Annotated in this window: 21 protein-coding genes and 1 riboswitch; of the genes, 7 read left to right on the forward strand and 14 right to left on the reverse strand. The window is 60.4% G+C overall.

Features of this window, described 5'->3' with window-relative positions; translation table 11 throughout:
• The first annotated feature begins 29 nt into the window (after positions 1-29).
• From RB548_RS27355 to RB548_RS27365, 3 genes are all read left to right on the forward strand, one after another.
• The gene (locus tag RB548_RS27355) at positions 30-620 is read left to right on the forward strand and encodes a TetR/AcrR family transcriptional regulator (RefSeq protein ID WP_331377113.1); all 591 of its coding nucleotides are present in this window, start codon (positions 30-32) and stop codon (positions 618-620) included.
• Positions 621-919: 299 nt separating this feature from the next.
• A riboswitch (TPP riboswitch) is annotated at positions 920-1,022 on the forward strand.
• A 113-nt stretch (positions 1,023-1,135) separates the two neighbouring features.
• On the forward strand, positions 1,136-1,930 hold the full coding sequence (thiD, locus tag RB548_RS27360) for a bifunctional hydroxymethylpyrimidine kinase/phosphomethylpyrimidine kinase (protein WP_331376889.1): 795 nt from the start codon (positions 1,136-1,138) through the stop codon (positions 1,928-1,930).
• A 254-nt stretch (positions 1,931-2,184) separates the two neighbouring features.
• Positions 2,185-2,397 carry a hypothetical protein gene (locus RB548_RS27365; RefSeq protein ID WP_331376890.1) on the forward strand — a complete coding sequence of 71 codons (213 nt, stop codon included), beginning with the start codon at positions 2,185-2,187 and terminating at the stop codon, positions 2,395-2,397.
• 129 nt (positions 2,398-2,526) lie between these two features.
• On the opposite strand, the gene RB548_RS27370 is transcribed toward RB548_RS27365, so the two are convergent.
• The 13 genes from RB548_RS27370 to exoX all read right to left on the reverse strand — a co-directional run bounded on the left by RB548_RS27370 (position 2,527) and on the right by exoX (position 14,624).
• Positions 2,527-4,893, reverse strand: coding sequence for a polysaccharide biosynthesis tyrosine autokinase (locus RB548_RS27370; RefSeq protein ID WP_331376891.1), 2,367 nt, complete (start codon positions 4,891-4,893; stop codon positions 2,527-2,529).
• A gap of 54 nt (positions 4,894-4,947) precedes the next feature.
• Positions 4,948-5,853: a UTP--glucose-1-phosphate uridylyltransferase gene (locus RB548_RS27375; protein ID WP_331376892.1), complete on the reverse strand. Its 906-nt coding sequence runs from the start codon at positions 5,851-5,853 to the stop codon at positions 4,948-4,950.
• 1 nt (position 5,854) lies between these two features.
• A complete protein-coding gene (locus tag RB548_RS27380) occupies positions 5,855-6,868 on the reverse strand; it encodes a glycosyltransferase family 2 protein (protein ID WP_331376893.1) in 1,014 nt (337 codons plus the stop codon).
• Positions 6,865-7,815 carry a glycosyltransferase gene (locus RB548_RS27385; protein ID WP_331376894.1) on the reverse strand — a complete coding sequence of 317 codons (951 nt, stop codon included), beginning with the start codon at positions 7,813-7,815 and terminating at the stop codon, positions 6,865-6,867. The genes RB548_RS27380 and RB548_RS27385 overlap by 4 nt, the downstream gene beginning before the upstream one ends.
• Positions 7,812-8,804: a glycosyltransferase family 2 protein gene (locus tag RB548_RS27390; RefSeq protein ID WP_331376895.1), complete on the reverse strand. Its 993-nt coding sequence runs from the start codon at positions 8,802-8,804 to the stop codon at positions 7,812-7,814. Before RB548_RS27390 ends, RB548_RS27385 begins: the two co-directional genes overlap by 4 nt.
• A complete protein-coding gene (locus RB548_RS27395; RefSeq protein WP_331376896.1) occupies positions 8,801-10,009 on the reverse strand; it encodes a glycosyltransferase family protein in 1,209 nt (402 codons plus the stop codon). The genes RB548_RS27390 and RB548_RS27395 overlap by 4 nt, the downstream gene beginning before the upstream one ends.
• A gap of 109 nt (positions 10,010-10,118) precedes the next feature.
• Positions 10,119-10,910 carry an endo-1,3-1,4-beta-glycanase ExoK gene (gene exoK / locus RB548_RS27400; RefSeq protein WP_331376897.1) on the reverse strand — a complete coding sequence of 264 codons (792 nt, stop codon included), beginning with the start codon at positions 10,908-10,910 and terminating at the stop codon, positions 10,119-10,121.
• Positions 10,911-10,915: 5 nt separating this feature from the next.
• The gene (locus RB548_RS27405; protein WP_331376898.1) at positions 10,916-11,296 is read right to left on the reverse strand and encodes a hypothetical protein; all 381 of its coding nucleotides are present in this window, start codon (positions 11,294-11,296) and stop codon (positions 10,916-10,918) included.
• Entirely contained in the window at positions 11,293-11,604 is a 312-nt protein-coding gene (locus RB548_RS27410) for a hypothetical protein (protein ID WP_331376899.1), read from the reverse strand. The genes RB548_RS27405 and RB548_RS27410 overlap by 4 nt, the downstream gene beginning before the upstream one ends.
• Positions 11,605-11,866: 262 nt before the next feature.
• A complete protein-coding gene (locus tag RB548_RS27415; RefSeq protein WP_331376900.1) occupies positions 11,867-12,121 on the reverse strand; it encodes a hypothetical protein in 255 nt (84 codons plus the stop codon).
• A gap of 18 nt (positions 12,122-12,139) precedes the next feature.
• Positions 12,140-12,607, reverse strand: coding sequence for a thermonuclease family protein (locus RB548_RS27420; protein WP_331377114.1), 468 nt, complete (start codon positions 12,605-12,607; stop codon positions 12,140-12,142).
• Between the two features lie 404 nt (positions 12,608-13,011).
• A complete protein-coding gene (locus tag RB548_RS27425; protein WP_331376901.1) occupies positions 13,012-14,037 on the reverse strand; it encodes a glycosyltransferase family 2 protein in 1,026 nt (341 codons plus the stop codon).
• 296 nt (positions 14,038-14,333) lie between these two features.
• Positions 14,334-14,624, reverse strand: coding sequence for an exopolysaccharide production repressor ExoX (gene exoX / locus RB548_RS27430; protein ID WP_331377116.1), 291 nt, complete (start codon positions 14,622-14,624; stop codon positions 14,334-14,336).
• 785 nt (positions 14,625-15,409) lie between these two features.
• On the opposite strand from exoX, the gene RB548_RS27435 reads away from it, so the two are divergent.
• From RB548_RS27435 to RB548_RS27450, 4 genes are read left to right on the forward strand one after another with little or no spacing between them, the layout of a single operon-like run.
• Complete coding sequence (locus tag RB548_RS27435; RefSeq protein WP_331376902.1) at positions 15,410-16,090, forward strand: sugar transferase; 681 nt, start codon at positions 15,410-15,412, stop codon at positions 16,088-16,090.
• A 57-nt stretch (positions 16,091-16,147) separates the two neighbouring features.
• The gene (locus RB548_RS27440; protein ID WP_331376903.1) at positions 16,148-17,419 is read left to right on the forward strand and encodes a polysaccharide biosynthesis/export family protein; all 1,272 of its coding nucleotides are present in this window, start codon (positions 16,148-16,150) and stop codon (positions 17,417-17,419) included.
• A gap of 8 nt (positions 17,420-17,427) precedes the next feature.
• Entirely contained in the window at positions 17,428-18,708 is a 1,281-nt protein-coding gene (locus RB548_RS27445; protein ID WP_331376904.1) for an O-antigen ligase family protein, read from the forward strand.
• Positions 18,709-18,730: 22 nt separating this feature from the next.
• Positions 18,731-19,726, forward strand: coding sequence for an acyltransferase family protein (locus RB548_RS27450; RefSeq protein ID WP_331376905.1), 996 nt, complete (start codon positions 18,731-18,733; stop codon positions 19,724-19,726).
• 196 nt (positions 19,727-19,922) lie between these two features.
• On the opposite strand, the gene galE is transcribed toward RB548_RS27450, so the two are convergent.
• Positions 19,923-20,930, reverse strand: a complete 1,008-nt coding sequence (gene galE / locus RB548_RS27455) for a UDP-glucose 4-epimerase GalE (protein ID WP_331376906.1) — start codon at positions 20,928-20,930, stop codon at positions 19,923-19,925.
• Positions 20,931-21,020 lie beyond the last annotated feature (90 nt).

The following is a 21,020-nucleotide window of genomic DNA, read 5'->3' on the forward strand; positions in this document are numbered from 1 at the left end:
GGGAAGCGAATGCAAGGAATTTTGTAGTGATTGATACAAAAAATGCCAAACCGCGGGGGCGGCCCCGTGCCTTTGATGTCGACGAAGCCGTTGGCAAGGCACAGGCGCTGTTCCATCAACGGGGGTACGACGCCGTCAGCCTCACGGACCTGACGGGGGCCCTCGGGATCAATCCGCCGAGCTTCTATGCCGCATTCGGCAGCAAGGCCGATCTCTACGGGCGTGCGCTGGAGCGCTACGCGAAGACGGAAGGCCTGGACTTCGAGCGTTTGCTCGCGCCGGAAAAGTCATTGGAGGACGCGCTGGCGGCGCTGTTCGAAGCTGCAGCGGTGGCCTACACGGCACACCCTGACGCAACCGGTTGCCTGGTCATCGAAGGTGCGCGGGGCGGGACGGATGCCATCGCTTGCGACAAGGTAAAGACGCTCTGGCGTCAGAGCCGGCAGGTGGTGCGCGATGCGATCGCCCGCCGGGAGACCGACCGGCCGGATGAGATCGCGGACTATGCGATGGCGGTGCTGGCGGGCATCTCTGCAAGTGCGCGTGACGGTCTCGACGTTAACCGCCTGCGCGCGATCGGGCGCACCGCATCGCGGGCCTTCGTGCACGAAAGGACATAGGCGCTTCGCCGTCAGTCGTGCTCGACCTAAATCGCGGCGACCAAGCGCTCGCGTGCGCGAGCGCGTCGATGGCGCGTTCGCCGAGTTCGCGGGCAACGAGATTGAGAGGGCCTTCGCAGAAGATGCTGCTACCGGATGGCGGGACCGCAGCCGCGAACGCCGATCTGGTCCGTATCGCCGCAGCGGCTCTCCGGTCCCCCGGCGGGCCCGTGCTCGACAGTGCCGGCTACCGGCAGTCAGTCTTGGCCTGAGGCCCGGCTACTTTGTTGACAGACTGGCACCGCTGTCCGATACAATGCCAACATTCCGAGGGGAGCACCGGGCGGTGCTGAGATGGCGGTGAGCCGGACCCTTGAACCTGATCCGGGTCATGCCGGCGTAGGAACGGGAACAGCACCTTTGAAGGCGCTTTCGCCACGTCTCCGCGATTTCCTGGATTTCCGTGATGTTCCAATCGGGAGACCGACCATGATGCGCTATTTTTCGTTTCTGCCGCTTTTCGAGGTGAAAGTCCGATGACGGCGATCGCGCTGACCATAGCCGGCTCCGATTCCGGCGGTGGGGCCGGCATTCAGGCTGACCTCAAGACATTCTCCGCCCTCGGTGTCTATGGCGCCAGCGTCATCACCGCCGTGACGGCGCAAAACACGAAGGGCGTCACCGCCGTTGCCGATCTTTCACCGGAAATCGTGACGGCACAGATCGACGCGGTCTTTTCCGATCTCAACGTCGCCGCCGTCAAGATCGGCATGGTCTCGCGCCAGGAGACAATCGCCGCCATTGCCGACGGGCTGCGCCGCTTCGGCAAGCAGGCAGTTATCGATCCGGTCATGGTGGCGACTTCCGGTGACCGGTTGCTGCGGCCGGATGCGGTGGCGGCGCTGGTAGAAGAACTCATGCCGCTAGCGCTGGTCGCCACCCCGAACCTGCCGGAAGCCGCACTGCTGACAGGCCGTTCGATCGCCGAGGATGAAACGGAGATGGCGCGGCAGGCCGAGGTCATTCTCAAGACCGGTGCCCGCTCGGTGCTGCTCAAGGGCGGCCATCGGCAGGGCAGCGAGGCAACCGACCTCTTCTTTGACGGCAACACGCTTGTCCGCCTCCCGGCAGCGAGGATCGAGACGGGCAACGATCACGGCACGGGCTGTACGCTTTCGGCGGCCGTCACTGCCGGCCTCGCGCTCGGACGCCCATTGGTTGACGCAGTGCGCGAGGCGAAGACCTACCTGCATGCTGCGCTTTCCGCTGCGAATGCCCTATCTGTGGGCGAGGGACGGGGGCCTGTGCACCACTTCCACCGTTGGTGGTAATGCGGCATCCGCGGGGCGTGATCAAAACCGTGTCCCACCCCATCGTATCTCACGTCGAACGCGAGCCGCCGCCTCGGTGTTGCCACTGTTGCGACGCAACATGTTTTCGTCCATGGTTAACGGACTGCTGCATGTTTCCTAAATCGCAGCCGATTTAAGGATCAAAACATGCAACAATACAAGGTGCTACAGCGGAATTTGCGCGTCTGATACGACGCGCGGCGCTGTGGTCGGTTCCACGAAGGCAGCGATATATGCAGTTCCTTGCTCGTCGTCTGGAAGCTTTCAACCGAGACGAACTGCCGGATTGGCGTCGGTCGCCGACTGTTTTGGGTCGCGCGCTGCGGCTTGTTCCGAGCCTCTTGGAGTTTTTCCTGTTTTATGTCCTGGCGCTTGCCGTTCTGGCGGGCGTGGTCGCACTGATGGTGCTGGCCTGGATCGTCAGTGCCGATCGAAAGCCGTCGTAAGGGCGTTTCGCCCAGAATGGCGGAATTTCAAAGAGTTGGATCATTTTCTTGCAGTTCAACGTGCTACAGCGCCGTGCGTCTGATTAGACGCGCGGCGCTGTATGGCAGATGCGGGCGCCAGCCATTGGCTCAAGCTGCGGGTCGGTCGCCGCTGATCGAATGCTCGACATAGTATTTGCCGTAACGGTGTCGATATTTCTCGACGCCGCCGAAGTCGCTGTACTTCGAAAGCTCATCCATGTCGGTCTTGTTGAGGATGACCCCGAGCACCTTGGAATTGATTTGCGGCTCGGAATGCAGCACGTCGCGCACCAGTCGGGACGGCGTTTTTCCCCATTCGACAACGAAAATGAAACCATCAGCAAGCGGAGCAAAGGCCTTCGCATCCACCACAGGCGCCAGCGGAGCGAGGTCGACGACCACGTAGTCGAACGAACTGCGTGCATTCTCGATCAGGTTTGCCATGGCAGCCGAGGCGAGCAGTTCGTGGCTCTGATGGGGTTGATGGTTGGATGCCCCGCCGCCGACAGGGAAGATCGCAAGTTTGGTGCGTTGGTCGACCTTGATGCCGGCGGGCCAGGTGGCTTCACCGATCAGCGTCTCGACGAGCCCCGTGCGGGGGGCGGGCGTGATCATCTGGGTGAGGCCGGGTTTGCGGATATCGCCGTCGATCAAGAGCGTCCGTTTTCCGCTCGCGGCCAACTGCGCCGCGAAGTTTGCTGCGACGACGGATTTTCCCTCGTCCGGAACCGCTGACACGATCCCGATCACGCGGCTGTCGTTGCCGTGCAGCATGTGATCGCAGGCAAGCTTGGCATTCCGGAAGGTCTCGGCAAAAGAGGATTGTGGCGCTTCGAGCACGATGCGCGACAGGCGCTGGAAGGCGACCGTCTCCTCGCCGAGTATTTCCGGTTGCCTGTCGGAGGCAAAGCGTGTGCGCACGAGTTCCGCACTCTTCTTCGTCCGTGTCCCGATCAGCGGCACATAACCGAGCGACTTGTGACCGAGGATCGTGCGCACATCGTCTTCAAGCCGGAAGGTTCTCTCGCGGAACTCCTGGAAGGCGGCGAAGGCGCCGCCGGCCATCAAGCCGAGCACGGCGGAAAGTGCAAGCGTCAGGGTCTTTTTCGGGCTCGACGGGGCGGTGGGAACGCCGGCTTCGGAGATGACCCGAGCCTTGGCGATCGGGAACGAGCGTTGCTGCGCGGCCTGTTCGTAACGGCCGAGATAGGACTCATAAAGCGTTTTCAGCGCCGCCGCCTTCTGCTCCAGGTCCCTCAACTGAACGAGCGACTTGTTGGCGTTCGTGTTTTTCCCCACGACTCCTTCGATGCTTTCACGCAGCGACTGCTCGCGCGAGCGGGCGACTTCGTATTCGTTCTTGTAGCTTGCCGTCAGTTGCTGCAGTTCCTGGTAGATCTGCCGTCCCATGTCGGCCTGCTCGGCCCTCAGTGATACCGCCTGAGGGTGGTCCTCGCCAAAGTTTTGGGCGACCTCCTGCTCGCGCTTCACGACAGCGAGATAACGCGCCCTGAGATCGCGGATAACCATGTTGTCTCCCTCTTTGGGAGAAATGGTCGCGTTGTTGACGGCTGTCTCCGGCCCCTGGTCGACAATCGACTTGAACTGGTTGTAGCGCGCCGAGGCGCTGGCCGTGTCGGCCTGGGCGACTATGAGCTGGCTGTTGAGATCCGACAATTGCTGTTCGGACATCAGCTCGCCGCGCGCGGCAGTCAGACCGTTTTCGCTTCTGAACTGCTCAACCTCGAGTGCTGCTGCCAGAGAGCGCTGCCGCAAATCCGTGAGGCGTTCCTGCAGCCACACGGAAGCACGTTCCGTCGCTTCGAAATTGGCGTTTAACTGATCGGTGAGGTACGCCTCCGCATAGCCACGCACGACGGTTGCGGCAAGCAGGCGGTCGTTCGACTTGTAGGAGAGGGCCACCACGGAGCTTCGCGATACGCGCTCGACCGTCAAGGCCTGCTGGATCAACGCTGCCGCCGCCAGTCGCCGGTTTTTGCGTGCTACCTCCTCCGAAACCGTGGGACCGGACGAAAAGAGGCCGGTCGCTGTCCTCACCCAATCCTTGACGTACGCAACCGGCGAACGCGGCGGATTCATGATCGTAGCGTTCTCGGAAAGATTGAGCTTGTCGACGACCCGCAATGCAAGCTCGCCGGACTTCAAGATCTCCACGGCACTCGCGATCTGCGTGTCGAGCATCTGGCTGTTTACCGGTGTCGGCTCTTCCTCGGCAAATTTGGACAAATTTTCGTCGAGCAGAATTTGCGTCATGGACGTGTATGTCGGTGTCGCAAACAGCAGGTAGGCAACACCCAGCATGATGAAGAGGACAACAAAGGCCGCAACCAGCTTGGCCCGGCGGGCGGCAATCGCCAGGAGCCGATCAAGATCGATAAAGCCGTCGGATTCTTCCTCGCGGGGCACGATGCTCAAGGGGACACTTCTCTGTTTCATGGGGGCCGCTCTGTTCATTTTTTTCTCCGGTCCGTGCGCCGGCGGCTCTTGGAGCCGCCGGGAAACATTTGCTTATGCCGCTCGGATGCGGCTTTCGTGAGACAAGACGATCTCGCGAACGGATTCGAAGACCATGTCGCCAATATCCGCCCGGTTAAGCGCGAAGGCGACGTTCGCCTCGATGAAGCCTTGCTTCGAACCGCAGTCGAAGGTTCTGCCCTCGTAGGGATGGGCGTGGAAGGGCTGGTTTGCCGAAAGTTTCAGCATCCCGTCGGTCAGCTGGATTTCGTTGCCCGCTCCGCGTTGCTGGTGTGCGAGGATGGAAAAGATCTCCGGCTGGAGGATGTAGCGGCCGTTGAGATAGTAGTTCGACGGAGCCTCGCCTGCGGCGGGTTTTTCCACCATCTGCGTTACCGCAAAACCGTGCCGCACCGTTCCGCCCTTGCCGACGATGCCATATTTGGAGGCGTCTTCGGGAGCGCATTGCTCGACGGCGACGACATTGCCTCCGACCTCCTGATAGAGATCCACCAGGCCGGCCATGCAGCCGCGCGCACCGAATGAAACCATGTCGGGAAGCAGCAGGGCGAAGGGCTCGTCGCCGATAAGATCGCGTGCGCACCACACCGCGTGGCCAAGGCCGAGCGGAGCCTGCTGGCGCGTGAAGCTTACGGAGCCGGCTTTCGGCAGCATGCTTTCGAGCTCGGAAATCTGCGCCTTCTTGCCCGAGCGCGACAGTGACGAGATGAGTTCAGGCGTGTCGTCGAAGTGGTCTTCGATCGCCTGCTTGTTGCGGCTGGTCACGAAAACGATGTGTTCGATGCCGGCCTGACGCGCCTCGTCCACGGCGTATTGAACCACGGGCCGATCGACGATCGTCAACATTTCCTTCGGCACGGCCTTCGTTGCGGGAAGGAAACGGGTTCCATTTCCGGCAACGGGAATTACGGCTTTCCTGACGGTCCTGATACGGTCCATTCTATCGTCCTTTGCTTGTGTAAGGGCTGTCGCCCAGCGGGGATTGTTCGGCCGCCGCCGTCATGGGGGCGGTGTTTGCCGAGCGCGCCGCAAGGCGGCGCAGTCGTACGGCGATCGGCATGTGCAGATGCCGAAGCGCAAGGGGGTCGGCGAGCGCGGTCTTCAGCGCGCCGGCCAACGATCTGTTTTTCAACTGCTCGACGAGGACGAGAAACGAGCGCGCCTGGTGGAAGCCGCGGGTACGCTTGCGCTGCATTCTTTCGGACAGGATATCAAGGGGAAAGCGGCGCAGGAACGCTTCGTCCGCGGACATCATGGCGTCGATATGGTCGAGCTTGAGCACGCGCGAGATGGAACCCTCGCGGATATGGTAGACGTAGCCGGCCGAAGGCTCGATGGCGCAGCGGCCGCCGGAGGCAAGGGCGGAGGCAAGCAGAATATAGTCCTCGCCGATCCGGAGCGCTTCATCGAAACGAAGGTCATGTCTTTCGAGGAAGCGCCGCTCGAACACGGGCTTCATGTAGCCGAAGTTGTGCTGCGAGCGGAAGATCACGTTCGACTCGATGAAGGCGGGGAGTGTGAGAAGCGGCTGCCGAGCGAGTTCGGCCTCCGGGAACATTCTGATGCTCTGCCCGTCGAGCGAGACGACGTCGAGATTGTCGACGACGACCTGCGCTCCGGTCTTCTCGGCGCGTTCAATCATGCGCACCAGCCGATCCGGCCTTACGGTGTCGTCCGAATCGAGAACCGCAATCCACTTGCCGCGCGCCGCCGCCAACCCGGCATTGCGGGCCCCGCCCGGGCCGCGATTCTGCTCGAGAGCAATCAGGCGCACCCTCAGATCGGCCAATGTCGAAAGGATCTCGACCGTGCCGTCCGACGACCGATCGTCGACGACAACCACCTCGACGGTAACGCCTTCCTGACGAAGCGCGCTCTCGACGGCGCGGACGATGGTGTCCGCGGCATTGTAGGCAGCGACGACAAAGGTGACGTCCGGAACGAACCCGCTCATGGCGACGTCACCTCCGTTGCTCCGTATTGTTGAAGTTCCTCGTGACCCAGGAGCCCGCTCACGACGCCGGCATGCATGATTGCGCGGAGCGCAAAACGATGGCGATGTACGGGCGAGGGCAGGCAGAGTACGGCCGCCAACGCGCAGTAGGCCGATTTGGCCGACGCCACGACCAGATTCCACGGCTGCCGCGAACGGGTTGATTTCTCCGCCAGCAGCCGGCCGTGCGTTTGGCCGGAGCGAAAGCGTCGCTTCGAAAGCCACGAGAGAGAGGCCCGGTTTTCCGGCACCGGTTCATGAATCCAGGCCTCAGAGGCGAAAGCGATGGTTCCTCCTGCCTCATGCATCGCGGCGAAGAAGTCCGTATCCTCGCCGCCGCTCTTGCCCAGCGCGAGCCTGAAGCGACGGCCGGTCACCGCCGGAGCTCCGAGCTTCAGCAGAACGTTGCAGGTATAACCGGTGCGAATTTCACCGCCGACCCATACCGGTCGCGTCGAATGGAAATCGCCGCGACGCATCCAGGCGGGCGCCGACGTCTCATAGGCCGCACGGACGGGTCCCAGGACCGCGTCGGCACCGGTCGTTCGCGCCGCTTCCAGGAGGGCTGCCAACCACTCCTTCGAAGCGGTCTCATCGTCGTCGATGAAGGCGAGAAAATCGCCTGCGCTGTTGTCGAGGCACGCGTTGCGCGCGAGCGAGATGTTCGACGCCGGGCAATGGACATAGGTAACGTCGAAGGGTATCTCCGGACGGAGAGCCTCGACATGAGGCCTTGCGCTGGGTTCGATGTCGTTGTCGGCAACGATGATACGGATCACCGCGTTCGCGGGCACTGTGATCTCGGCGAGCGAACGAAGCGTCTCGACGAGCGCGGGCCGCCGAAAGGTGCACACGGCGATATCGATCCGCATCGGTCTCCGGGATGTTTCGTTGGTTGCAGCCGTCATGGGATCACCCGAAACCGTCGCAAGTCGAGAAGCTCGCGCCAGAAGCCGGCCGACCAGGCGAGGTGCATGACCATTGCCGAGATGGCGGCCAGCGGCCCATAGGGATTTCGCTGGCCGAGCGCCATCCACGCGCCATAGCCAAGGCACGCGAGAGCCCAGACGCCGAAGGGAATGACGGCGACCCAGTTGACGACCGCAAGCAGTGCCCCGACCGCCACGGGTGCGACCGCCAGCGGCAGCATCTGCCGCAAGCCGGGCATGGCGCGATGCTTGAGGAAGTTCTTTGCTCGGCCGCGGCCATAACCGAAATATTGCCGGAAGAGCGGACCGACCTTTGCGCGTGGGTAGTAGACCATGTTTGTCTTGTCGGTCATCCAGATGCGGTACCCTGCTTTCGCCAAGCGATAATCCAGTTCGGCATCTTCATTGTGGCTGAAGGTCTCGTCGTAACCTCCGACCGCCTGGAAAGCGGCGATGCGCATGAGCGCGTGGTGCCCGTGCTGGGCCCAGTGACCGGCCGCGCCGGCCCGATGCTTGGAGCCGCCGTTGCCAAGCGTCGAGTTCTGAGCGAAGGCAGTGGCCTTCTGAAAGGCGCTGAAGCCGACCGTCTGCATCGCCACAACCACCGAGTCGGCGTTGGTCGCCACGGCCTCTTCGACGAGACGCTGGCAATAGTCGTCCGGGTAGCTCCCATGCGCGTCGACCCGGATCAGGTAGTCGAAGGAGGACCCAAGTTCCGAAACGGCCCGGTTGATCGCGGCGCTCTGTATGCGTTTCGGGTTGTCGAGGAACAGGACACGTTCGTCCTCGGCAGCAAGGCGGCTCGCGATCTTGCGCGTGCCGTCGATGCTGCCGCCGTCGACGATCGCAATCTTTGCGTTCAGCGGCTCCAGCGACAGGCGCAGCTTTGCGACCAGCGCCTCGATGTGCTCGACCTCATTGAGGCAAGGAATGACGATCAGGCTGGAGCTCAAACGGTTCGTATTCATCGCAATCCACCCTCGTTGTGGCGGGGCTCCGGTATGGCCGGAGTCGGCATGATTTGCGGTGTTTCGACAGCGAGTGCCGCGAGGCGGCGGACCAGCGCCTCGCAGTCCGTGCGGTCGAAAACCCAGGTTCCGGGGTTGCACTGGGCGACGCCGTTAGCCGCTTCGATGTATCGATCTGGAGTCATCGATCCGGTCAGAGTGGCCAGGCTCTCTGCGTTGGCCTCTTCCAGCACCAGTCCGATGCCACGCACCGAGAGGAAACGTGCCGTCTCCGTGCCCTTCATGGCGATCGGCACCCGTCCGTATCGGCATCCCTCATAGAGGCGGTTCGGCAGCAGCCATGCGGAATTCTGGCCCTCCTCGAAGAAATCGATCGCCCATGTGAAGTGGACACCACCATAAATGTCGGCGAGGTCTTCCGGATTGCGGTAGGCACCATCGAAGCGCATGAAGGGCTCGTTGCGGACGAACGCGTCAAAATCTTCGAATTCGGAGTAGGCGGGCCTGCCCCGCAAGACGATTTCGAAGCGGCCCTCCATCTTTCGGGAGAACTCGGCCAGCAGCGCGAGGGACTTGGCGCAGCGCAGGGCCCCGAACCAGCCGATCTTCCATGGAGGACCGGGCACCGGGCATTGCGCGGAATCGGCGATCCGATCCGCAGGGCCATCGATCTCCAGGACCTTGTTTTCGAGAAGCAGCGCCGGTGCGTCGAGCCCCGAGAGCGGCCGAAAATAGTGTTCGATGAAGGCTGGCGAACTGGTGATCAGCCAGCGCGCGTCGCGTCCGAGGCGAGCCTCGGTGGCACGCAGCGCCCGCCCGACGACGTCCTTGCGCAGGAGCAGCCGGTGTATGTCGAGGCACTCGTAGACAATCGGAACCTGGCCGCCGAAAAGCGTCACGGCCCGTTTGGCAATGGCCAGCATCTCGAGATTGCGCGCGATGATCAGGTCGGGTTTGCCAACATGCGTCAGCTTGCTCTTCAGCGAAAGGCAGGCGGCGGCTACCGCGCCGATACGCTGAGCGAAGCGACCGTCGGCCGTAACCCCCAGTTCGATCGGCTCGATGCCATGCATGGCGGCGAGCGAATTGGCGTCCCGGCGGAAGCCGGCAATTATCACATTCGCCCCGCCTGCGACGAGCGTCAGAATCCGGCGGCGTACCGCAGGATCGGCAAGGTCCTGTGCCAAATAAAGTATCTGCAGCATGAAAACATCCGTTTCCGTGCTCAGCCCCAGCCGAGCTTAGTTCAGTTTTTTGTGCATCGCAACAAAATGCTACATATGCTCAATTGTTGGTCAAATGCTCGGAATCCGCTCAATCCATGCGGCAGGCGACTGACTCGGCGAACTGGCACTCGCCGCCAGGAGCCGTGAAGGCGACGCGATCGACCTGAAGGGTCGTCGGCTCCTTGTAGGAAAATGTGCCCATCCAGTCGCTGAGGGTGTCCGTTCCCCAAAGGCTGAAGAAAATCTTCTGCGCGTTCGACGGGATCTTCGTCGGATCCGTGACCTCATGGACCAGTTCGCCGTTGACGTAGTAGCGGATCCGGTCCTTCTCCCAGACAAAGGCGTAGTCGTTGAAGCCCTGGTTGGCGCCCCCGGGAACATCGGCAAGATGCTCGTTACCGCCCTTGGCCGAGACATATTGATTGACCTGGACTTTCGCCGGATTCTTGCCGAGCACTTCGAAATCGATCTCGTCGTGCGGCTTCTTGTCGGCCGGACCGATGTAGGTGAAGAAGGCAGAGTTCAGCCCAGACCCGTCCGCCGTCTTGATCCGGGCCTCGTACGTGCCGTAGCCGAAGCGCTTGCGGGTCTGAATTTCACCGCAGGCGAAATTGCGTTCGCCCTCCTTTCGATGCTCGAAGGCAAGCTCCAGAATGCCGTTGTTTATCTTCACCTGCTTCTTGGACCAGGTGCAGTTCTGGTGGGCGCCATTGTTCCATCCGTCCGAGACAAACCAGAAGCGGGTGTTCAAACCGTCGAAATCGTCCATGAAGGACGCGCCACTGGCGCCCGGCTGGGCCACTGCCGTTCCAGCGAGGCTCGCGAGCGGAAGCGTGACAAGTGTAAGGTGGCGCAGGCGCGCATAACAGTCGGATATCATTGTCATTACCTTTGTTGCGGCGAATAGCTCGCATGTCCGCCAGCTTGTGCCGGAAGCGCCATTCGCCCTGTACCTGCCCGGCTGCCCGTGAGGGCGCTGAGCAGGTCGGGTGCCAATCGCCTCATGAGATCGTGGGAAGCGACTAGGATTGCGATCACCAGGATCGGCATCGCGAAGTAGAAGAGGGGGTCGTACGTCAGCCCGCTGCGGTTCCAGAGCGTCCAGAACAGCACGCGAAGCCAGTCGAGAAAGCCATAAGCACTCAGGAACGGGCTCGTTTGCGGATCAAACAGGATGTGCACGAACACGATGCCGGAAACCAGCACGATGCGCGTCAGATCGATCCGCGACGAAACATTCGCGTCCATACCCACGATGTCAGTCACTCCCTATCTGGCAGCGCCTCGGCGGCAGCCGTTTCAACAGAGCAGTCTTGAGCCCGTAGGAGATAATCTAGGGCATCGGCGAAGACAAAATATGGCGGTGCAGCAGAAAAATGAAACGAATCATGCTGCACTGCACCTAAGCGGCGAACCTGTGAAAAACCGGCAGCGACCGCCTCATGCGTGCTTCTTCGAAAAACCTCGGTTTCGTCGGATGTTGCAGAAATTGTGCCCCGCAAAATTCTGGGGCAAGCAGAGGTTGAGTTACAGAAATATGATTTTTTTAATCGATTGTGTTTTTCGGCGGCCAATCGGGCGTCGGAGCGAAGACGCGACGAATTGCGGCAAGGTTTGGGCAGCTTTTCGGCGTTCGATCGAGCATAGAATCGGCAAACGGCAAAGCCGTTGAACACGCTCGGATATTTGGCGTCGCGTCCAAGCCGGCTTGACCGGCGCCTTGTTGATTGTGATCCCTAGGGCACGGCTGGATTTCAATCGTTGAGCAGCGACCGAGCGCCCGCCGTCAGTCGGCGGGCCTTTGTTGCCAACCCCACTCGCGCGGCGTCTGTCGCGTCAGTCGTTGTCGTGCTTTGCGGAAACGGTTCGCGTCTCGCTCTCCAGCAGTGGTCTCGCGATCTCCTCCGCGTCTTTGCGCTTCTCGGCGACCGCCTTGTCTTCTGATTTCAGCGAGGGCATCAAAAGCGCAGCGATGATGCCTATCGGGCCGAGTACACAACCAATCAGCAACCAGCGAAGACTGTGACCACCCCTGAGCGCGGCCACGACCGCGGTCACGATGCTGCATAGGATCCAGATTTCAACAATCATCGATTTCGCTTGCTGCCTTCAACACGTCGGTTTTCGGTTCACGCGGCCGGGCGCTGCCGGACATGACTGGTCGAACTGGCTGCGCCAAATGCCGGCGCCGGACGAACGGGCGGTCGCCTGCGCGTCAGCATAGACACCCTTACTGTGCTCTTCCCGGTCGATTGCATTACCGGTCTCCACCAGCCAGCGGTTCACGTCTTTGCCGTCGGCGCGAAAGCACGTACCGACGAAACGACCGTAGCGATCGCGCTTGACGAGTTCGCAGCGCGTGGGGCGGGAAGCCGTCAGAAACGCATCCAAAGCGGAAGCCGCTTCCTTGCCGCATCGGTAATCCAGGCCCTTCTCATCCAAGCAGACTTGCCAGCCTTCCGGTGCGTCGACGCCACTGAACTGGATCCGCTCGCCAGCGATTTCAATGGTATCGCCGTCTACAACCAACGCGTCACCAACAATCGGCTCGGCCCCTTGCGCGGTGTTCGCCGTCATCAGCAGAACCAGGAAAAGCTTAAATTTCCCCTTCGTTACTGGAGACCAGGCGACGTTGCAACTCGATATTGTTCGGGGCTGGGAGGAAGAAAGCCTGTCGCCGAAAGCCGTTGCCGCGATCCCTATGTCGATCATGCGCCGTTCCCATCCAGCCTCAGTCGCTGTCAGCGTAACTCAGGCAGCCCCCCGTTCGCATCCTGCAAAACTTGGGGTGAATGGCCGGGTTAAACGCTTAGGGCCGATTGAGTCTTCAGGCGCGAGCCCAGGATGTGAAGCGGAAGCGGTCGGACAAGGCGCTCAGAAAACAAAGCTCAATGCCAGTGCCATCACAACAGGAAAGACGTGCCATCGGCGCGGAACACCACCAAGGAATAGCCGATCAGCGTATCCGCACGGAACTTCGGCTATTCCCCCGGCCCGGCCACCGGCGCCTCGAGCAGATAGCGGATGACACCCGAGCCCCCGAGCGCTAGCGGTGCGGACGATTGACGGGGGTGAAAACGTTCAGTCTTGTCGGCAAGGATCCCGCCGACGATCGCCGGAAGCGCACCGGGATTTGTCAGCCCATAGCCTATCGCGCTCATGTAGCCGGTCTGGTTCTTGAGATCGAGAAAATGCCGCAGTTCATAGCGGTCCCGGATGTGGCGCTCATGGCGCCGGATGGCGCTGGCGGCATCGGCGCTCAACGGGCCTTCGGTAAGGATCGCCTGGTCCGCCTCGTAAAGCCGCCTCAGGTCGGCCGTGCGGTGGCTGCCGCTCAACGAATTGCCTCGGACAACGGCGGCATAGCCGCAGCTGTGGATGATCTTGTAGCGTGCGCCCTTCGCAAGCGCTCTGGCATAGAGGTCGTAGTCTTCGCCGAGGCGCAGGTCTTCCTTGTAGCGGAGACGATGGCCTTCGAGGAACGAGCGCCGCATCAGCGGCTTGAGGAAGCCGATCTCCCCGCGGCGAACGCCGCGCCGGGAGATATTGCCTTCGACGAAACCGACGAGATCGAGCAGGCGGGGACTTGCGGTGAAACGGCCGATCCGGCCGTGGGCGGTTTCCGCCTGGCTTGCGTCGATGAACGCGATGTTGTCTGCAATGAAGTCCCAGCCATCCTCTGAAAGCAGCTGGCGAAGTCGACCCGGAAAAAAGAAGTCATCGGCATCGAGTACGCCAAGAAGTGGGGACTGCGAGATCGCGATTGCATGATTGCGTGCGGCGGCGGGACCGCGGTTTTCTTCGAAGCGGATCACGTTCAATCGGCCGCTTCCGTCATCTGCGGCGCGTGCTGTGCGGGCAGTGTCATCGGTCGAACCATCGTCAATGACGATGACTTCCGCAGCCTCGGGTTCGGCAAGGGCGGAGGCGATCGCTCTGGTGATCGTGTCGGCGGCGTTCTTTGCGGCAATGATAATGCAGACATTCGTCGGCGCGGCTACGGTCATACTGGGCTCCAGCAGGTGATCGAGATGCGTCGGTGTGATCAAGTTTCCACCGGTCTTTCGAAACATGTCCGGCGATCATGTCGCAAACGCGTCAAACGCAAATTTTTTTGCAATGCGGGAGAAGAACGCCGCCGCTGCTGCATGTTTCCTTAAATCGTAGCCCGATTTAAGGGCAAAAACATGCAGCGCTTCAAAGTGCTGCAGCGACCTTTGCGCGTCTGATAAGACGCGCGGCGCTGTAGGGCCGCGGTCGAATGCCTGCCTTTACTAAAGACAGCCTGCGCAGGGACAAGTATTTAGGGGTTGGAGTGGCCCGGCCGGTTCAAACGGCGAATGGTGACCTTGCCGGATTGTTTTTCGTCGGACGCAGATTCGATCAACACCTTGCCGGGCGACAATTTGCGCCGGCCACTGGCTTCCTTCCAGACCAGGAACAGGACGGCGATGAAATATCCGACTTGCAGCAGTACGGCGCAGATCAGAGTCTGTATCGCGGTCGAAACCAGGGAGCCGTTGAGGATATAGGTTGCGATGGCAAAAGCCACCAACGCGCCGATCATGCTGGCAAGGACGCGCGGCGCGAACATCGCGTTTCCGCCCTTCGGATTTTCGACTGGTGCCGTCATTGGACTCTTAGCCCTCTCCTCCCGCTTCCCCACTATATTAGTGGTCGCTTTTCTCTTCAACATGCAAGCCGCAACTTTGTCGTTACTGTCTTTAGCGCGGGAACCTTTCCGTCGGCTTGACCGGCGAGCGGGGACAAATCACTTCGGAGTGATCATGCGCAGGAATTCAATTAAAGATGGAGTTGTGACAAAAAATACAACAAATGCTCGGGGAAGCCGGATTTCTAATGGCTCGTTTGCCGGCCCCCTAAATTGAGAGGGGTAAATGCGAACTCATTCTGATTGCTGCATCTTTCGGCTTAAGCGAAACGCCTTTTTCCGATCAACTTTTGTTACAAGTTTATTGCAGAAAGGCCCAGGAAAATGTGCACTGCAAAATGATGATGCAATGCAAAAAGCTGAGCCGGAATTACCCCTTGTCAATTTCGTGCCGGCGCCCCCCTCGGCCGGCGGAGTGAAACAAGGATACGTTTCCTGTAATACTTCGCGATCCGAAAGCATTAAATCCCGCGGATGTTTGAACGTGGCAACCGTGTAACAAACTATCTTAGTTATAATTTTCGAATCGTTATAATTAAATTTTAGTAATAGTGTGCGCGCCCAGCTGGTCAAAACGCTTTGGTGACGGAGCGCACCGAAGCGGCCTTGATTTCGCCTTCAAAAAACAAATTCTCACCATACACTCGCGCTAGATGACCCGCGTCCTGCGGGACCGACAATCGCAAAACGTAAATGGAGTCACCTCTATGAAGTCCGCGACTCGCTCGGCCAGTTCGCCGTTTTTTATCGCAAATGAGACCGGGGTATTCCGGCCGATAGGAGGCATATCGAAACGAAGTTTTGACATTGCCGCCGCGTCCTTGGCTCTCGTGTTCTTCAGCCCGCTCTTCCTGCTCATCATGGCGCTCGTGAAGCTCTCTGATGGCGGGAGTGTTTTCTATGGACACCGCCGTATCGGCCACAACGGTCAGGCCTTCAAGTGCCTGAAATTCCGGACGATGATGGAGAATGGCGATCGCGTGCTGCAAGACTATTTCAAGGAGAATTCTGACGCCTACGAAGAGTGGCGCACGACCCGCAAGCTGCAGGATGACCCCCGGGTAACCGCGGTGGGAGCCGTGTTGCGCAAGCTCAGCCTCGACGAGCTGCCGCAGCTCCTCAACATCATTCGCGGCGAAATGAGCGTGGTCGGTCCGCGCCCGGTCGTAGAGGACGAGCTCGAGCTTTATGATTCGGCTGCCGTCTACTACCTGCGCTCCCGGCCTGGTCTGACCGGCCTTTGGCAGATCAGTGGCCGTAACGACGTATCCTACGCCGCCAGAGTGGCCTTCGACACGCAATACGTCCAGAACTGGTCGCTCCTTGCCGACCTTGCCATTGTCGTCAAGACGATTCCTGCCGTCTGCTTCTCCCGCGGCAGCTATTGAAACCCTGACGCTGACCCTCAGGGTCAAGACAGTGTCAGGCATCAGGACATCACGAAAATGCAACCTATCAAAACTTCGGGGACGTTTGACGTCTCCAAAAAGCTTTCCTGTTTCGCCCGTGTCGCGCTCATCGCGGTCATTGCCGCGTCGGGGGCGACCGCCGCACAAGCCGACGAATATCGGCTTGGCGTGATGGACAAGCTTCGCGTGCGCGTTGCCGAGTGGCAGACGGCCGAGGGCTCCGTGCGCGACTGGTCGGCGGTCAGTGGCGAGTACACGGTCGGCGCGTCGGGTAATCTCTCGCTGCCTTTTGTCGGTGACCTGCCTGCCTCGGGCAAGACGACAACGGAAGTCGCCACCGAGATCGGCATCCAGATGCAGAAGCTTTTTGGCCTGCGCGACCGGCCGTCGGCGTCCGTCGAAATGGCGCAATACCGTCCCGTCTATCTTACCGGCGAAGTGGAGACCCCTGGGGAATATCCCTATGTCCCGAAGATGACGGTACTCAAGGCCGTCAGCCTCGGTGGCGGACTGCGCCGGGCCGAAAGCGGCGGGCGTTTCGTCCGGGACTACATCACGGCGAGCGGCGAATCCGCCGTGCAGGTCGCGGAGCGCAACAGGCTGCTCATTCGCCGCGCCCGGCTCCAGGCTGAAATCGGCAAGCGCAACAAGATCGAATTGCCCAGCGAACTCAAGAACGTCGAGGGCATCGACAACCTGCTCGCCGATGAGACGGCTTTGATGGAGTCGCGCGACAAGCGACAGGAGCGACAACTGGACGCCCTTGCCGATCTTAAATCTCTTCTTCAAAGCGAGATCGAGTCGCTCGGGAAAAAATCAGAAACGCAGGCCCGCCAGCTTGAACTCGTCATTGAAGATCGCGAGAAGGTCGACAGCCTCGCCGAAAAGGGACTGGCGTTGAGCCAGCGCAAACTCGCGCTCGAACAAAGGGTTGCGGACGTGCAGTCTCAGCTGCTCGACATCGACACCAATTCGCTCAAGGCAAAGCAGGATTACAACAAAGCGACGCAGGACGAGACCAATCTCCGCAACGATTGGGACGAACAGCTCGCTCAGGAACTGCAAAACACAGAGGCCGAGCTCGACACGCTTTCGCTGAAGGTCGGCACCAATCGCGACCTCATGGCCGAGGCTCTGCTGCAATCGGCAGAAGCGGCTCGACTGGAAGACCAAAAATCCGAGGCGAACATCACCTACTCGATCATCCGTGAAAAGGATGGCAAGCCGACGGAGATCGCGGCGAACGAGAACACCGAGGTGCTGCCCGGAGACGTCATCAAGGTAAGCGCAGCACTGGCGATGCGGTGAGTTCCAGCATGCGGATTTCGAAGGCGAGCCTCGTCAGCCCCGGAACGAATCAGCTTTACGGCACTTTCGCCGTGGCGCTGTCGTTGTTCGTCTTCGCCTATTCGCCGCGCTTCGGACAGGTTTCGATCCTGTTCTACTACGCTTTGTGGCTGCCTCTGGTTCTCGTCGACTACCGCAAGGTTCTAGGCAGTTACGGCAAGTATATCTGGATCCTCGCCTTCACTGTCTTCGCCTGCGTCTCCTTCTTCTGGTCGGCGGCGCCGGGGATGACGATGCGCACCGGGGTGCAATATCTCAGCCACGTCGTCTGTGCGCTGATCGCCATGCGGACGATCGACATCCCGACCCTGACGCGCGGAGGGATCGCCGGCGTCGCCATTGTCCTTCTCTATTCGCTGCTTTTCGGCGTTTATCACTACGATCCGCTGGACGGTACGTTCAGTTTTGTGGGCGCCTTTTCATCGAAGAACCAATTGGGCTTCTACGCTTCGCTGGGCATCTATTTCGCCTTCGTTGCCGTTTTCACCCTTGGCGAGCGCGGCGTCTGGATGGCTGCGGCGGGCGTCTCCGGGTTGATCGCTGCCTACTCGCTGCTGGCTTCGCAGTCGGCGACTTCGGTCCTGACGACCGCTGCAATCATTGGCCTCTCGCTCGGCATGCGGGTGATATCCGCCCTGCGGCCTTCGAACCGCAAGGGCCTCTTTCTCGCCGCGGCAGTGTTCGGCGTGGTCGCCGCCGTTGCGATCACCTACAGCGGTGGGATCGATGTGGTGCTCGGCGCATTCGGCAAGAATTCGACCCTTACGGGCCGCACCTATCTGTGGCAGCAGGGCATCGAGGCGGCAAGTGTTTCCCCGATCGTCGGGGTCGGCTACCAGGCCTATTGGATCCAGGGGTTTTCCGAGGCTGAGCGGCTTTGGGAAGAATTTTACATCACCGCGCGCTCCGGCTTCCATTTCCATAACACCTATATCGAGGCCATCGTGGAAACGGGGCTGATCGGCCTCCTGTTGCTGACCATGGTACTGGTCACAACGGTCTTCGGCCACCTGAAGCGGTTGCTTTCCGAGGATCGCGATCCGGATTCGATGGTGCTCTTTGGTATAGCAATTCTGCTTCTCATCCGATCGTTCGTCGAGGTCGACATTCTCAACCCGTATCATGTCGGGTCGTTCTTGCTGTATTTTTCGGCGGGCAAGCTGACGATCAGGCGCACGCGACCGACCATGAACTGGCTGTGGCCGGAGGAACGGCGTTCTACAGCCTACAGAGTTCGTTTCAGCGCATAATACTGCGTCGTGGGGGCGCCTGATGAAAACGATCCACGGGATCCAATACCTGCGCGCTGCGGCCGCGCTGGCGGTGGTGATATTCCATGCCGCAGAAAAGACTGGCCATCATTTCGCGATCGGCGCCGCCGGCGTTGACGTCTTCTTCGTCATCAGCGGCTTCATCATGTGGGTGATCAGCGATCGCCGGCCCGTCACGCCGGCGCGATTCATGGTCGATCGCATCCGCCGCATCGTGCCCATCTATTGGCTGGCGGCCATGGTCATGGTCGCCGGAGGGATCGCGGGGCTCTTCCCGAACATGGTTCTATCCGTCGAGCATGTGCTCGCTTCGCTGTTCTTCATGCCAATGCGCTCTCCGAGCAACGGTGAGATATGGCCCGTTCTGGTGCAAGGCTGGACGCTCAATTTCGAGATGCTTTTTTACGCTGTGTTCGCGATCTCGCTGTTGCTGCCCCGAAAATGGCGCCTGCCTTCGATCGCCGGTCTCTTCTTCTTCCTGGTCGTGGCCGGACTCGTGACCAGCTTCGACAATCCCTTGATGCTGACTTACACTCGGCCCATCATCCTTGAATTCGTGGCAGGTATGGTCATCGCCGAGTTGTGGCTGAAGGGGAGGGTGCCGCCGCTCGTGGCCGGCGTGGCGCTGATCGCTTGCTCGTTCGGCGGCTTCCTGCTTATCGGTATCCTTCACCTGCCATTCGATGAATTCACAATCGGTCCGCTTGCGGTGATGCTGGTCGTCGGCGCCCTCTCGATCGAGGCGCACGGACATATCCGTTCGCTGCAGTTGCCGAACCTTCTCGGCAATGCTTCCTACTCGATCTACATCTGGCACACCTTCGCGATTTCCGTGGTCGCCAAGGCTGCTTCGATGGTCGGGATCGATGCCTGGATAGCGTTGGCTGTTTCGGTGCTTTCCGGAACCGTGATCGGTATTGCCGGCTATGCCATGCTGGAGCGTCCGTTGCTTTATCGAAAGCGCATGCAACCGGCGGCCGAAAGCGTGGCCGGGTAGGCCGGCATTGAAGCGCTTGCCAGCGTCGGCGCGGTTACCCTGGAGTGTATGCCCGCCTGTTTAAGGCGAGACATGCTTTTGGAGGGACACACGTCTACAGCGCCCGCTTTTTCTAACGCATGGCGCTGTAGCGCTTCGATATTGCTGAAGGTTGGTATCCTTAAATCGGAGCCGATTTAAGGATACTCGTAGCAGATCAGACGCCTTGATTTCTGCGTGAATGCCAGTTCCAGGCGGACTCGGTGATCGCCGCGAGGTCGTATTGCGGCTCCCAGCCGAGCACCGCGCGCGCCTTGTCGTTGTTGGCGACCAGGGTGGTCGAGTCGCCTTCGCGCCGCTCTGCATAGCGGATATTGAGCGGCCGCTCCGCAACCTTTTCGATCGCGCTCAGAAGCTCCTTGACCGTCGTACCGGTGCCCGTACCAAGATTGAGTTCGACGCTCTTGCCGCCTTCCAGCAGGTAGTCGACCGCCCGCACATGGGCATCCGCAAGGTCGAGGACATGGATGTAGTCGCGCACGCAGGTGCCGTCACGGGTATCGTAGTCGGTGCCAAACACATTGAAGCCTTCCCGGCGGCCAAGGGCCGCGTCGATCGCGAGCGGTATCGCGTGGGTTTCCGGCTCGTGCCATTCACCGATCCTTCCTTCGAAGTCGGCGCCGGCGGCGTTGAAGTAGCGCAGGATCACGGAACGCAGGCCCTTGTACAGATCATAGTCCTTCAGCGCCTGCTCGCAGACCCATTTCGTGCGCCCATAGGGGTTGATCGGCGCCTGTTTGTGCGTTTCGTCCATCGGCACGCTATCGGGCAGGCCGTAGGTGGCACAGGTGGACGAGAATACGAAGGCGTCGATCCCGGCAGCAAGCGCCGCCGACAGCAAGGTGAGCGTGCCGATGACGTTGTTGTCGTAGAATGCGGCCGGATCCTTCACCGACTCGCCGACTTCGATCATGGCCGCAAAATGCAGGATCGCGCGTGGCCGGTATCGTGCGAGAACGTCGTCGAGACGCTTGCGGTCTCGAATGTCACCTTTTTCGAGAACACCCCATTTGACGAATTCTTCGTGACCGTTCGAGAGGTTGTCGTAGACGATGGGCTGGTAGCCCTTGGCGGCCAGTTGGAGACACGTATGGGAGCCGATATAGCCGGCGCCGCCGACGACAAGAATGTTGTTGTTCTGCACAGTCAACCTCGAGATTCGCATCTAGTTTCAATAGGAACCGCTTTACGGTTTGCAACGAATAGCGGCGAAATTCCCAGCACATTGTAAAAGTTCTGCAAAGCGGGCGGCATT

Source organism: Sinorhizobium chiapasense, assembly GCF_036488675.1.
Taxonomy (GTDB): Bacteria; Pseudomonadota; Alphaproteobacteria; order Rhizobiales; family Rhizobiaceae; genus Sinorhizobium; species Sinorhizobium chiapasense.